Genomic DNA, 12,836 nt, shown 5'->3' with positions numbered 1-12,836 from the left:
CTTCGTGTGGCTTTAAGCCGATCAGGCGTCGGCGGCAACCTTCATCGAGACGATCGAATCGGGATCGCTGACAGGCTCGCCCTTCTTGATCTGGTCGATGATGTCCATGCCTTCGATGACCTGGCCCCAGACGGAGTACTGCTTGTTCAGCCAGGGTGCGTCGGTGAAGCAGACGAAGAACTGCGAGTTGGCCGAGTTCGGGCTCTGCGAGCGCGCCATGGAGCAGGTGCCGCGCACATGCGGGGTGGCCGAGAATTCAGCCTTCAGGTCCGGCTTGTCGGAGCCGCCCATGCCGGCACGGCCGGGGTTGAAGTCGGATCCGCCCTTCTTGCCGAACTTCACGTCGCCGGTCTGGGCCATGAAGTCGGGGATGACGCGGTGGAAGACAACGCCGTCATAGGCGCCTTCGCGCGACAGTTCCTTGATGCGGGCGACATGGCCGGGGGCCAGATCCGGGAAGAGCGCGATGACGACCTTGCCCTTGGTGGTTTCCATCAGGATGGTGTTTTCCGGATCCTTGATCTCGGCCATGGTGTTTCTCCTTGGATTGGGGCGTAGCGCCCTTTTGATATCAGTTGCGACCGACGGTGACCTTGACCATGCGGTCCGGGTCGGTGACTTCGCCGTTGCCGCCTTCGCCGCGCTTGATCTTGTCGACATATTCCATGCCGGACACGACCTTGCCGACGACCGTGTACTGGCCGTTCAGGAAGCCGCCTTCGGCGAACATGATGAAGAACTGCGAATTGGCAGAGTTCGGGTCCTGGCTGCGCGCCATGCCGACGGTGCCGCGCTCGAAGGGCACACTCGAGAATTCAGCCTCGATGTCGGGCAGGCTGGAGCCGCCGGTACCGGCACGACCCGGCTCGAAGCCGTTTTCCATATCACCGAACTGAACGTCGCCGGTCTGGGCCATGAAGCCTTCGATCACGCGGTGGAAGGCGACATTGTCATATTCGCCCTTGGCGGCGAGATCCTTGATCTGCGCAACGTGCTTCGGTGCCACGTCCGGCATCAGCTGGATCACGACCGGACCGTCCTTCAGCTGGATGGTCAGGAAGTCTTCGTTGGACTGGGCCTGGGCGGAGCCGAAACCGACTACAGCCAGAAGGAATGCGGTTGCGAGTTGGACGAGCTTCATGATCACTCCCGTTCTGAAAATTGCGGCTCAGCGGCCGTATCTGGAATTGAGGGCAGCCAGCACCGGGGCCGGCACGAAGGAGCCGACATCGCCAGCCATGGCGGCGATCTGGCGGACCAATGTGGCGGTTATGGGCCGCGAGGCGGTTGCCGCCGGCAGAAAGACGGTCTGCAGATCCGGCGCCAGGGTGGCATTCATGCCGGCAAGCTGCATCTCGTAGTCAAAATCGGTTCCGTCGCGCAGACCGCGCACCATGATCCGGGCGCCATGCCTGCGGGCGGCATCGACGGCGAGGTCGGCGAAGGACACGACCTCAAGGTCCCCTGCCCTGTCCGGCAGAACTGCAACAAGCGACGCACGGATCAGATCGGCACGCTCTTCGTAGGTAAACAGCGGCGTCTTTCCCGGATGCGTTCCGATTGCGACCACCAGGCGATCGCTGATGTTCAGCGCCTGAACGATTACGTCCAGGTGGCCGTTGGTCATCGGATCGAAAGAGCCAGGATAAAATGCACTCGCCATGAGAACCCGTCGGTTGGTTTCGCTCGCCTTTTGTCACGGAAGGCGGCTGATCGCAAGCACTCTGAGCGCGCGTCTTTGTCACGTATTTCCCAAATGGCGCTCCGGGTCAGACCGCTGAACCGCAGATGAACGCGCCATTCAAGCGTGCTTCAGGCCGAGATAACTAAGTTCGAATCGTCAACCAAACCGAGACAGTTCAAGGACGTTCCAATGCTCGCTCTTCTGATCGCTTCCGCCATCGCCGCGTCTCTGCTCATCGAGCTTGGGCTGATGGTCGCGCGGGACTGGATGGAGCTGTCGCCATTGGACTGCGAAGATGAACGGGAGATGAACGACACGTTCAAGAGGACTTCAGGCGCATCCCGCTAAACGTCTTCCTACACTGTGCGGGAACTATTTCCGCACGCAAGCATTTTACGGCAGCGAATGCCGGCATTCAAAGGACTAAAGCAATGCATGACAAAGTTACCCTGATCAACCTCGTATGGATGATGATGATGACTGCCATGGTTGCCACCTCTGCAACCTTTTACATCAAGGATAGCAGTGACGCTGCATTCTACGGCCCCCCGATGACGGCCCGTTACCATAGCTTCGGCCACTAATCGGATACGAGTTTTCGCCGCTAGAAACGCAACGACACGCTGAGAAAGAAAGGAATGACATGTTTATCACCCTGTCTGTTCTGGCTGCTCTGATCAGCGGCATGTTCGTCGCCTCGGTCGCCTCGGCGCTCACGGCCTTGAAGCGCGAAAACGACGATTTCCGGGCCATGATGGAGCGCCGCAAGGCCTTCTGAGACCGATCCCAAGCGGTCACAGTCGGTGGATCCACACACCGGCCCAAAAACAAGACCGCGTCAAACTTGATGCAGACCTCCAGCAAAAAGCCCGCTCGGATCACAATCCGGCGGGCTTTTCGTTTGTCGATTGATGAATGGAGAAACCGGCCCTTGCGGGCCGGCCAGATGTCATTCCGTAGGGGCCTCGCCGCCTGCGTCTTCGACCGGAGCAGCAGTGCCCTCGCCATCGACGCCTTCCGAAGCCTCAATGACTTCGTCATCCGCTTCCGGTTCAGTGATGCGCTCGACCGAAACAACCTTCTCATCCTTGGCGGTCGAGAAGATCGTCACGCCCTTGGTCGCACGGCTGGCGATGCGGATACCGTTGACCGGTACGCGGATAAGCTGGCCGCCATCCGAGACGAGCATCAGCTGGTCTGTTTCCTCGACCGGGAAGGCCGCAACCAGCTCGCCGATTTCCGCCGTCTTAGACGTGTCGGTAGCACGGATGCCCTTGCCGCCACGACCGGAGGTACGGAAATCGTAGGACGAAGAGCGCTTGCCATAGCCCTTCTCGGAGACCGTGAGCACGAACTGCTCGCGGGCCTTGAGCTCCTGATACCGCTCTTCCGACAACTCGCCTTCGGCGCCGACTTCTTCGCCGACCAGGGCGATATCGTCTTCGTCGACGCCCATGGCCCGGCGCTCGGCTGCCGAACGCTTGAGATAGGCCGCACGCTGCCACGGTTCGGCATCGACATGCGCAAGAATGGTCATCGAAATGAGCCGGTCGCCATCGGCCAAGGTCAGACCACGGACACCGATCGAGTTGCGGCCGGCAAAGACGCGCACTTCGTCGACCGGGAAGCGGATCGCCTGTCCAAGGGCCGTCGTCAGCAGCACGTCGTCATGTTCGGTGCAGGTCTCGACGCCGAGGATCTGGTCGCCCTCTTCCTCGAGCTTCATCGCGATCTTGCCGTTGCGATTGACCTGGATGAAGTCGGACAGCTTGTTGCGGCGAACCGTGCCACGGGTCGTCGAGAACATGACGTCGAGATTGCCCCAGCTTGCCTCGTCCTCAGGCAGCGGCATGATCGAGGTGATACGCTCGCCGGGCTCCAGCGGGAACATGTTGATCATCGCCTTGCCGCGCGAGGTTGGCGTACCGATAGGAAGACGCCAGACCTTTTCCTTGTAGACGATGCCGCGCGAGGAGAAGAACAGAACCGGCGTGTGAGTGTTGGCGACGAACAGGCGGGTCGCGAAATCCTCGTCCTTCATCGCCATGCCGGAGCGACCCTTGCCGCCACGGCGCTGGGCTCTGTAGGTCGTCAGCGGTACGCGCTTGATGTAGCCGGCATGCGAAACGGTGACCACCATCTCTTCCCGGGCGATCAGATCCTCGTCGTCCATGTCGGGACCGCCATCGACGATCTGGGTGCGGCGCGGCGTGCCGAATTCGTCGCGGATAGCGGTGAATTCATCCTTGATGATCTGCTGGATGCGAACGCGCGACGAGAGGATGTCGAGATAGTCCGAAATCTCCGCGCCGATCTTGTTCAGCTCTTCATCGATTTCGTCGCGTCCGAGTGCCGTCAGGCGAGCGAGACGCAGTTCGAGAATGGCGCGTGCCTGCTCTTCCGACAGGTTGTAGGTGAGGTCCTCGTTGATCCGGTGGCGCGGATCGTCGATCAGGCGGATCAACGATTCGACATCATGGGCCGGCCAGCGGCGCGTCATCAGCTGTTCGCGGGCGGTTGCCGGATCCGGCGCCTTGCGGATGAGCGCAATGACTTCGTCGATATTGGCAACGGCAATCGCGAGACCGACCAAGACATGGGCCCGGTCACGTGCCTTGCGCAGCAGATACTTGGTGCGGCGGCTGACGACTTCCTCGCGGAAGTTGACGAAGGCGCGCAGCATGTCGAGCAGGGTCAGCTGTTCCGGCTTGCCGCCGTTCAGCGCCACCATGTTGCAGCCGAAGGAGGTCTGCAGCGGCGTGTAACGGTAGAGCTGGTTCAGGATGACATCGGCATTGGCGTCGCGCTTCAGCTCGATGACGACGCGGTAGCCATCGCGGTCGGATTCGTCGCGCAGGTCGGAGATGCCCTCGATGCGCTTTTCGCGCACGAGTTCGGCCATCTTCTCGATCATCGTCGACTTGTTCACCTGGTAGGGGATCTCGGTGATGATGATCTGCTCGCGGTCGCCGCGCATGGGCTCAACGCGGGCGACGCCGCGCTGGACCACGGAACCGCGACCCGTCTCATAGGCAGACCGGATACCCGAGCGGCCGAGGATCATGGAGCCGGTCGGGAAGTCGGGACCCGGAATGATCTGCATCAGTTCCGGCAGCTCGATCGCCGGATTGTCGATCAGCGCCGTGCAGCCGTCGAGAACCTCCACCAGGTTGTGCGGTGGGATATTGGTGGCCATGCCAACCGCGATACCGCCCGCACCATTGACCAGCAGGTTCGGGAACTTGGCAGGAACGACGACCGGCTCCGACATGGTGCCGTCATAGTTGTCGCGGAAGTCGACCGTTTCCTTGTCGAGGTCGTCGAGCAGCGCGTGCGAGACCTTCTGCAGGCGGCATTCCGTGTAACGCTGTGCTGCCGGCGGATCGCCGTCAACGGAGCCGAAATTGCCCTGGCCGTCGATCAGCGGCATGCGCAGCGACCATGGCTGCGCCATACGGGCGAGCGCGTCATAGATCGCGGAGTCGCCATGCGGGTGATACTTACCCATGACGTCACCGGTGACGCGGGCGCTCTTGACGTATTTCTTGTTCCAGTCGAGGCCGAGCTCGTTCATGCCGTAAAGGATACGGCGGTGCACGGGCTTGAGCCCGTCACGCACATCGGGAAGTGCGCGGCTCACGATCACGCTCATCGCATAATCGAGATAGGACCGCTGCATTTCCTCCATGATGGAAATAGGCTCGATGCCTTGCGGGAACTTGCCGCCGCCGGGAGTGCTTTGCTCAGTCAAATCAGGTCACGATCTCTGTTCGGAATCACTGGGAAATCTATAGCGGAACACGCGCGCGCGCGCCAATTTCGAGGCCGGTTATAAACAGGCTTTTACGGCCTGGGAAAGGCATTTTCGTCAATATCTTGGGGGCCAGCCTTGCAAGGCCACCAAGGCTTCGGCTTTATGCGTGCCTGGACAGGAGAAAGATACACCATGGCGATGACAGAAACGATGATCAGCGCGCTGACGACCCTGCTGGTCACCGTCGATCCGCCGGGGCTGGCCCCGCTCTTCCTCGGCCTCACCCAGGGCATGACGCGCGAGCAGCGCCAGCAGGTTGCCATTCGCGGCTCCGTGATGGGTTTCGCCATCCTGACCGTCTTTGCGCTGTTCGGCGCCACCATTCTCGGCGCGCTCGGCATTTCCATGGGCGCCTTCCGCATCGCCGGCGGCTTGATGCTGTTTGCCATTGCCTTCGAGATGATCTTCGAGAAGCGCAACGAGCGGAAGGAAAAGACGACAGGCGATGCGATCACCAAGGATCACATCCACAACCTCGCCGTCTTCCCGCTCGCCATCCCGCTGATCGCCGGCCCCGGCGCCATATCGGCCACCGTGCTGATCTCGGGTACGATGGACGGATGGATCGGAAAGCTGCAGCTGATTGCCGTCATCGCCGTGGTCCTCGGCCTCGTCTTGGTATCGCTCTACCTCGCAGAAAGGCTGAACAAGTTCCTCGGAGTGACTGGCCGCGCGCTGCTCACGCGTCTGCTGGGCGTGCTGCTGGCCGCGCTTTCGGTCCAGTTTGTCGTCGATGGCGTGAAGTCCGCCTTCGCTGGCTGACAGGCCCGAAGGCAATTCGCCAATTGCCGAATTCCCTTCGGGCGGGCGACTTGCAGACCAGCATTGACCGCAAATGATTATGGGGGCCGAGGCCCCCATTTTTCATCTGATCCGGCCTGTTCTCAGAACGGGATGTCGTCGTCGAGATCGCGGGAGAAGCCGCCGGAAGGGGCGCTGCCGCCTCGGCTTGCGCCACCGGAGGCGCCGCCACGCGAAGGTGCAGGCGAACCGTAGCCGCCGTCGTAGCCACCGCCGCCGCCGTAATCGGCACCGCCAAAGTCATTGCCGCCACGCGAGGCGCCGCCGCCATCACCGCGACCGCCAAGCATGGTCAGGTTGCCGCTGAAGCCCTGCAGCACGACTTCCGTCGAGTAACGGTCCGCGCCGCTCTGGTCCTGCCACTTGCGGGTCTGCAGCTGGCCCTCGATGTAAACGGTCGAGCCCTTCTTCAGATACTGTTCGGCAACCTTGCAGAGGCCTTCATTGAAGATCACGACCGAATGCCATTCGGTCTTTTCCTTGCGTTCGCCGCTGTTCTTGTCGCGCCAGGTTTCCGAGGTCGCGATGCGCAGGTTGGCGATCGGCCGGCCGTCCTGGGTCCGGCGAATTTCGGGATCGGCACCGAGATTGCCGATCAGAATGACCTTGTTGACGCTACCAGCCATGACACTCACCTTACTGCCGCGCCGCCGCGGCGTTCAAAATCCAATCAAATGCCACCTTATCCCATCCGTTCCCGCGAGTGGGAGAACAGGCGGCTAAATCCACAGCGAAAATGTTCTTTATTTGTTCTAGTATTTCTCTATGATCCTGTCAACAGAATCGAAATTCCACAGCCGTTGCGCCTTGTGCCTCGACTCAACGGCGCCGTTGCCTACATAAGGACAGTTCTCCCAAGGACCGTCCCCTTCCCTTTGCCGATCAGAGCCTGACATGAGCGAACTCAAGACCATTTCCATCCGTGGTGCGCGCGAGCACAATCTGAAGGGCATCGACCTCGATCTGCCGCGCAACAGCCTGATCGTGATGACCGGGCTGTCCGGCTCAGGCAAGTCGTCGCTCGCCTTCGACACGATCTATGCCGAGGGGCAGCGCCGCTACGTCGAGAGCCTCTCGGCCTATGCCCGCCAGTTCCTCGAGATGATGCAGAAGCCAGACGTCGACCAGATCGAGGGTCTGTCGCCGGCGATCTCGATCGAACAGAAGACGACCTCGCGCAACCCGCGCTCGACGGTTGGCACGGTCACCGAGATCTACGACTACATGCGCCTGCTGTTTGCGCGTGTCGGCGTGCCTTATTCGCCGGCGACCGGCCTTCCGATCGAGAGCCAGACGGTCAGCCAGATGGTCGACCGGATACTCGCTTACGAGGAAGGCACCCGTCTCTACATCCTCGCGCCGATGATCCGCGGCCGCAAGGGCGAGTACAAGAAGGAACTCGCCGAGCTGATGAAGAAGGGCTTCCAGCGCGTCAAGATCGACGGACAGTTCTACGAAATCGCCGAGGCCCCGACGCTCGACAAGAAATACAAGCACGATATCGATGTGGTCGTAGACCGCGTGGTTGTGCGGCCTGACATCGCGAGCCGCCTGGCTGACAGTCTGGAAACCTGCCTTCGGCTGGCCGACGGCCTGGCGGTCGCGGAATTTGCTGACAAGCCGCTGCCGCCAGAGGAAACATCTGCCGGCGGTTCGGCCAACAAGTCGCTGAACGAAACGCATGAACGCGTATTGTTCTCGGAGAAATTCGCCTGCCCCGTCTCCGGCTTCACCATTCCGGAAATCGAGCCGCGCCTCTTCTCCTTCAACAATCCCTTCGGCGCCTGCCCGACATGCGATGGCCTTGGTTCGCAGCAGAAGATCGATGAAGCGCTGATCGTTCCGGAAGTGCATCGCAAGCTGAACGACGGAGCAATCGCGCCCTGGGCCAAATCCAGCTCGCCTTATTACAACCAGACGCTGGAAGCGCTGGGCAAGGCCTTCGGCTTCAAGCTGACGGCCAAGTGGTCGGATCTTTCAGAGGCGGCGCAGAAGGCGATCCTGCACGGCACCGAGGAGAAGATCGACTTCCACTATGCCGATGGTGCGCGCTCCTACACCACGACCAAGACCTTCGAAGGCATCGTGCCGAACCTCGAGCGGCGCTGGAAGGAGACCGACAGTGCCTGGGCCCGCGAGGAAATCGAGCGCTTCATGTCGGCCGCCCCCTGCCCGGCCTGCAATGGCTTCCGCCTGAAGCCGGAGGCGCTGGCCGTCAAGATCAATGGCTTGCATATCGGCCAGGTGACGAACATGGCGATCCGCAATGCCGGCTCTTGGTTCGAGGAGCTGCCGGCGAAGCTGACCGATAAGCAGAACGAGATCGCCGTGCGCGTGCTCAAGGAAATCCGCGAGCGACTGCGCTTCCTCAACGATGTCGGCCTCGACTATCTCTCCATGTCGCGAAATTCCGGCACACTGTCTGGCGGCGAAAGCCAGCGCATTCGTCTGGCATCGCAGATCGGCTCCGGCTTGACGGGTGTGCTCTATGTGCTGGACGAGCCGTCGATCGGCCTGCACCAGCGCGACAACGCGCGGCTCCTCGACACGCTGAAACACCTGCGCGACATCGGCAACACCGTGATCGTCGTCGAGCATGACGAGGATGCGATCCTGACCGCCGATTACGTCGTCGATATCGGCCCGGCGGCCGGCATCCATGGCGGCCAGGTGATCGCGCAGGGCTCGCCGCAGGACGTGATGGCCAATCCGAAATCACTGACGGGCAAGTACCTGACCGGCGAGATGGGTGTGAGTGTCCCAGCCCAACGGCGCAAGCCGAAAAAGGGCCAGCAGATCAAGGTCGTCGGCGCCAAGGGCAACAATCTGAAGAACGTCACCGCCTCGATCCCGCTCGGCGTGTTCACGGCAGTCACCGGCGTGTCGGGTGGCGGCAAGTCGACCTTCCTGATCGAGACGCTCTACAAGGCGGCGGCCCGCCGTGTCATGGGTGCGCGCGAAAATCCTGCAGAGCACGAGCGGATCGACGGGTTCGAATTCATCGACAAGGTGATCGACATCGACCAGTCACCGATCGGGCGCACCCCACGCTCCAATCCGGCGACCTATACCGGTGCCTTTACGCCAATCCGCGACTGGTTCACCGGTCTGCCGGAAGCCAAGGCGCGCGGCTACCAGGCCGGTCGCTTCTCGTTCAACGTCAAGGGCGGCCGCTGCGAAGCGTGCCAGGGCGACGGCGTGATCAAGATCGAGATGCACTTCCTGCCCGACGTCTATGTCACCTGCGACGTTTGCCACGGCAAGCGCTACAACCGCGAGACCCTCGACGTAACCTTCAAGGGCAAGTCGATTGCCGACGTTCTCGACATGACGGTCGAGGAAGGTGTCGAATTCTTCCAGGCGGTGCCGGCGGTGCGCGACAAGCTGCAGGCGCTGTTTGATGTTGGCCTCGGCTATATCAAGGTCGGCCAGCAGGCAAACACGCTGTCGGGCGGCGAAGCGCAGCGCGTCAAACTGGCTAAGGAACTGTCGAAGCGCTCGACGGGCCGCACGCTCTATATCCTGGACGAGCCGACGACTGGCCTTCATTTCCACGATGTCGCCAAGCTCCTGGAAATGCTGCAGGAACTGGTTAATCAGGGCAATTCTGTCGTCGTGATCGAGCACAATCTCGAGGTCATCAAGACCGCCGATTATATTCTCGATTTCGGTCCGGAAGGTGGCGATGGCGGCGGCCAGATCGTCGCCCAGGGCACACCGGAAGAGGTGGTGAAGGTCGAGGCCTCCTATACCGGGCAGTTTCTGAAGGAGCTTTTGCAGCGGCGGCCGGTGAAGAAGGTGCAGGCGGCGGAGTGATCCGCCCGCGCTTTCGAACGCTGGGGCGTCTCGGCTACTAAGCTGGTATTTCTTTGTTTAGCCAGTTGCCTAAATTTATTTCGCAAGAGAGGTTTCATGACCAAATCCGGCACGATCCGCACCGGCATCGGTGGTTGGACCTTCGATCCCTGGGACGACAGTTTCTATCCGTCCGATCTGCCCAAGAAGCGGCAACTCGACTATACCAGCCGGCAGCTGACTGCGATCGAGGTCAACGGCACATACTATTCCAGCCAGAAGCCGGCGACCTTCGCCAAATGGGCATCGGAGGTGCCGGAGGGTTTCGTCTTTTCGCTGAAAGCAAGCCGCTATTGCACCAACCGCAAGGTGCTGGCCGAGGCCGGTCCGTCGATCGAGAAATTCGTCAACCAGGGAATTGCCGAACTCGGGGATCATCTCGGACCAATCCTCTGGCAGTTCATGGCGACGAAGAAGTTTGAGCCCGAGGATTTCGAAGCCTTTCTGGCGCTTCTGCCGAAGACCCTGGAAGGTCGTCCCCTCACCCATGTCGTCGAGCCGCGTCATGCTTCCTTCCAGGTGCCAGAATTCATCGAGATGCTGAGGCGCCATGGCGTGGCCGCTGTCTGCGCCGATCATCACGACTACCCGATGTTCGCCGATCCGACGGCCGATTTCGTCTATGCACGGCTGCAAAAGGGCACGGACGAGACGCCGACCTGCTACCCACCGGCGGAACTCGATGCCTGGTCAGAACGGCTGAAAACCTACGCTAGCGGCGGTGTGCCCGACGATCTCCCGCTGATTGCCAAAGACAGTGCAGCGACCAAAAAACCTCGCGACGTCTTTGCCTTCTTCATCTCCGGCGGCAAGGTGAATGCGCCGCGCGGCGCGATGGAACTGCAAAAGAAGGTTGGTTGAGCGCTCCAGCCGACTGAAAGTCATCAATTTGTGACAATGGCGAATTTGGACTAGGCTCGGTCGCAGAGTCGCGGACAAGACCGCGGCCTCGGCCGGCATGGTTTCCGTTTTGGACGTGCGCGTCCACCATTGCGAATTTTCGGGGCACTTTCATGTCGGGCATTGCCGTCTTCATTCATCTCGCCGGCGCCGTTGCGCTGCTTCTCTGGGCGACCCGCATGGTACGCACCGGGATCGAGCGCGCCTATGGCGGCGTTTTGAAGGACAAGCTCCGGCATGCCGTCGGCAACCGCTTTTCGGCGGCATTCGCAGGCTTTCTGTTCGCGGTAGCGCTGCAAAGTGCAACTGCCGTCGCATTGATCGTTTCGTCCTTTTCCGCAGCCGGTTATGTGCTGCCGGCCATCGGTGTAGCGACCCTGCTTGGTGCCGACTTCGGCTCTGCCTTTGTCGTGCGCATTCTGCGCTACGATCTCTCGCTGCTTGTTCCCGTTCTGCTTCTCGCGGGCACCGTCGCCTTCCGAACATCCGAGGCGCGTGGCTGGCGGCAGATTGGCCGCATCCTGTTCGGTCTCGGCCTGCTGCTCCTGTCTCTCAGACTGATCGGCGAGGCGTCGGAACCGCTGCGCGAGAGCCGGATACTGCCCGTGCTCTTCAACTATCTCGCCAGCGACTGGATCAGCGCCTTTGCGCTCGCAGCCCTGCTCGCCTGGGCCTTCCATTCCAGTGTCGCCGCCGTCCTCCTGGTCGCTTCGCTCGCCGACCAGCATCTCTTGCCGGATGCGCTGATCATTCCGTTGGTGCTCGGCATCAATTTCGGCGCCGCCATTATCGCTGCACTGCTCACCAAGAATGCCGCGCCGAACGCCAGAATCGTGCCGCTCGGCAATGTTGTGATCCGTGGGATGATGACTTTGATCGCGCTCGCGGCCCAGTTTGTGTTTGCGATTAGCCCGACGGTCTTTGCCGCCCTTCCCGGGGATGCCGTCGTCATGGTGCATCTGGCGATGAACGGCGCCGTGCTCGTGCTCGGTCTGCCCTTTGCCGGGCTCGTTGCAGGCCTTCTGGAGCGCATGCTCGCCCGCAGCGAGGAGCGGCCGGCCAATGACGATCGTCTTTCGGCCCTGAACGTGCTGGATCTCGGCAATCCGCAGCAGGCGATCTCCAACGCGACGCGTGAGGTTCTGGCTGTCTGCGACAAGACAGAGGTGATGCTGGACGGCATCTTCGATCTCTTCGAGCATTGGGATCCAAAGAAGATGGAGCGGATTGAAACGCTCGACGACCAGATCGACACGATCCATCGCGACATCAAGTTCTACCTCGCCCGCATTTCCGCAACCGCACTCGACCAGACGTCGGCAGCGCAATGCCAGAACCTCTTAGGCGCGACGATCAAGATCGAGCAGGCGGCAGACATCATCTCGCAGAACATGCTGACACGCGCCCGCAAGAAGAAGGAGCGCAACGTCGCCTTCTCGGCCGAGGGCTGGGCGGAGCTCTGCGCCATGCACAACGAGGTGGTGAAGAATGCCCACCTCGCCTTCAACCTGCTCGTCACCCGCGATCTCGAGCATGCCCGCCAGCTCGTCGCCCGCAAGGAAGCGATCCGTAACCTGGTGAAGACCAGCGAGGAGAGCCATCTTCAGCGCCTGCGCCAGGGCAATGCCGCAAGTTTCGAATCGAGCTCGCTGCATATCGACACCATGCGCGATCTGAAAGAGATCAATTCCCTCTTCGTCTCGATCGCCTATCCCTTGCTCGAGGGCGAAGGCATGTTGCGGCGCAGCCGCCTCATGCAACCGGCGGAGTTGTGAGCGCTAA

12 protein-coding genes are annotated in these 12,836 nt (G+C 61.2%); 7 read left to right on the top strand and 5 right to left on the bottom strand.

The features are described 5' to 3' along the window. Positions 1 to 21: 21 nt before the first annotated feature. The 3 genes from SJY08_RS07500 to coaD are packed head-to-tail and all read right to left on the bottom strand — an operon-like array spanning position 22 to position 1,663. Positions 22 to 531 carry a peptidylprolyl isomerase gene (locus SJY08_RS07500; protein WP_069041377.1) on the bottom strand — a complete coding sequence of 170 codons (510 nt, stop codon included), beginning with the start codon at positions 529 to 531 and terminating at the stop codon, positions 22 to 24. Between the two features lie 40 nt (positions 532 to 571). Beyond that, positions 572 to 1,141, bottom strand: coding sequence for a peptidylprolyl isomerase (locus tag SJY08_RS07495; RefSeq protein ID WP_377275197.1), 570 nt, complete (start codon positions 1,139 to 1,141; stop codon positions 572 to 574). Between the two features lie 27 nt (positions 1,142 to 1,168). Next, a complete protein-coding gene (coaD, locus tag SJY08_RS07490; protein WP_377275196.1) occupies positions 1,169 to 1,663 on the bottom strand; it encodes a pantetheine-phosphate adenylyltransferase in 495 nt (164 codons plus the stop codon). Between the two features lie 210 nt (positions 1,664 to 1,873). On the opposite strand from coaD, the gene SJY08_RS07485 reads away from it, so the two are divergent. The 3 genes from SJY08_RS07485 (at position 1,874) to SJY08_RS07475 (ending at position 2,462) form a co-directional block, all read left to right on the top strand. Beyond that, complete coding sequence (locus SJY08_RS07485; protein WP_153762198.1) at positions 1,874 to 2,032, top strand: hypothetical protein; 159 nt, start codon at positions 1,874 to 1,876, stop codon at positions 2,030 to 2,032. An 83-nt stretch (positions 2,033 to 2,115) separates the two neighbouring features. Further along, the gene (locus tag SJY08_RS07480; protein WP_153762199.1) at positions 2,116 to 2,268 is read left to right on the top strand and encodes a hypothetical protein; all 153 of its coding nucleotides are present in this window, start codon (positions 2,116 to 2,118) and stop codon (positions 2,266 to 2,268) included. A gap of 59 nt (positions 2,269 to 2,327) precedes the next feature. Further along, a complete protein-coding gene (locus tag SJY08_RS07475) occupies positions 2,328 to 2,462 on the top strand; it encodes a hypothetical protein (protein ID WP_256367283.1) in 135 nt (44 codons plus the stop codon). Positions 2,463 to 2,633: 171 nt separating this feature from the next. Here the strand turns inward: SJY08_RS07475 and gyrA are convergent, their stop codons facing one another. After that, positions 2,634 to 5,435, bottom strand: a complete 2,802-nt coding sequence (gyrA, locus tag SJY08_RS07470; protein WP_054148127.1) for a DNA gyrase subunit A — start codon at positions 5,433 to 5,435, stop codon at positions 2,634 to 2,636. A 195-nt stretch (positions 5,436 to 5,630) separates the two neighbouring features. Between gyrA and SJY08_RS07465 the strand changes: the two genes are divergently transcribed. After that, entirely contained in the window at positions 5,631 to 6,260 is a 630-nt protein-coding gene (locus SJY08_RS07465; RefSeq protein ID WP_054148128.1) for a MarC family protein, read from the top strand. A gap of 122 nt (positions 6,261 to 6,382) precedes the next feature. On the opposite strand, the gene SJY08_RS07460 is transcribed toward SJY08_RS07465, so the two are convergent. Beyond that, positions 6,383 to 6,925 (bottom strand): single-stranded DNA-binding protein, encoded by a 543-nt coding sequence (locus SJY08_RS07460; protein ID WP_300890510.1) that lies wholly within the window; start codon positions 6,923 to 6,925, stop codon positions 6,383 to 6,385. 268 nt (positions 6,926 to 7,193) lie between these two features. Between SJY08_RS07460 and uvrA the strand changes: the two genes are divergently transcribed. From uvrA to SJY08_RS07445, 3 genes are all read left to right on the top strand, one after another. Then, a complete protein-coding gene (uvrA, locus tag SJY08_RS07455) occupies positions 7,194 to 10,115 on the top strand; it encodes an excinuclease ABC subunit UvrA (RefSeq protein ID WP_300890509.1) in 2,922 nt (973 codons plus the stop codon). A 96-nt stretch (positions 10,116 to 10,211) separates the two neighbouring features. Beyond that, positions 10,212 to 11,015, top strand: coding sequence for a DUF72 domain-containing protein (locus SJY08_RS07450; protein ID WP_377275195.1), 804 nt, complete (start codon positions 10,212 to 10,214; stop codon positions 11,013 to 11,015). Positions 11,016 to 11,167: 152 nt separating this feature from the next. Continuing rightward, positions 11,168 to 12,829 (top strand): Na/Pi cotransporter family protein, encoded by a 1,662-nt coding sequence (locus SJY08_RS07445; protein WP_377275194.1) that lies wholly within the window; start codon positions 11,168 to 11,170, stop codon positions 12,827 to 12,829. Positions 12,830 to 12,836 lie beyond the last annotated feature (7 nt).

It is taken from the genome of Rhizobium sp. R86522 (assembly GCF_042466255.1).
Classification (GTDB): Bacteria; Pseudomonadota; Alphaproteobacteria; order Rhizobiales; family Rhizobiaceae; genus Allorhizobium.
The sequence above is the reverse complement of the archived record's forward strand: the minus strand, read 5'-3'. Positions and strand labels throughout refer to the sequence as shown.

Bases quoted from the DNA above. Each gene is read 5' to 3' on its own strand.
- SJY08_RS07500 (WP_069041377.1), bottom strand. From the start codon at position 531: ATGGCCGAGATCAAGGATCCGGAAAACACCATCCTGATGGAAACCACC.
- SJY08_RS07495 (WP_377275197.1), bottom strand. From the start codon at position 1,141: ATGAAGCTCGTCCAACTCGCAACCGCATTCCTTCTGGCTGTAGTCGGT.
- coaD (WP_377275196.1), bottom strand. From the start codon at position 1,663: ATGGCGAGTGCATTTTATCCTGGCTCTTTCGATCCGATGACCAACGGC.
- SJY08_RS07485 (WP_153762198.1), top strand. From the start codon at position 1,874: ATGCTCGCTCTTCTGATCGCTTCCGCCATCGCCGCGTCTCTGCTCATC.
- SJY08_RS07480 (WP_153762199.1), top strand. From the start codon at position 2,116: ATGCATGACAAAGTTACCCTGATCAACCTCGTATGGATGATGATGATG.
- SJY08_RS07475 (WP_256367283.1), top strand. From the start codon at position 2,328: ATGTTTATCACCCTGTCTGTTCTGGCTGCTCTGATCAGCGGCATGTTC.
- SJY08_RS07465 (WP_054148128.1), top strand. From the start codon at position 5,631: ATGGCGATGACAGAAACGATGATCAGCGCGCTGACGACCCTGCTGGTC.
- SJY08_RS07460 (WP_300890510.1), bottom strand. From the start codon at position 6,925: ATGGCTGGTAGCGTCAACAAGGTCATTCTGATCGGCAATCTCGGTGCC.
- uvrA (WP_300890509.1), top strand. From the start codon at position 7,194: ATGAGCGAACTCAAGACCATTTCCATCCGTGGTGCGCGCGAGCACAAT.
- SJY08_RS07450 (WP_377275195.1), top strand. From the start codon at position 10,212: ATGACCAAATCCGGCACGATCCGCACCGGCATCGGTGGTTGGACCTTC.
- SJY08_RS07445 (WP_377275194.1), top strand. From the start codon at position 11,168: ATGTCGGGCATTGCCGTCTTCATTCATCTCGCCGGCGCCGTTGCGCTG.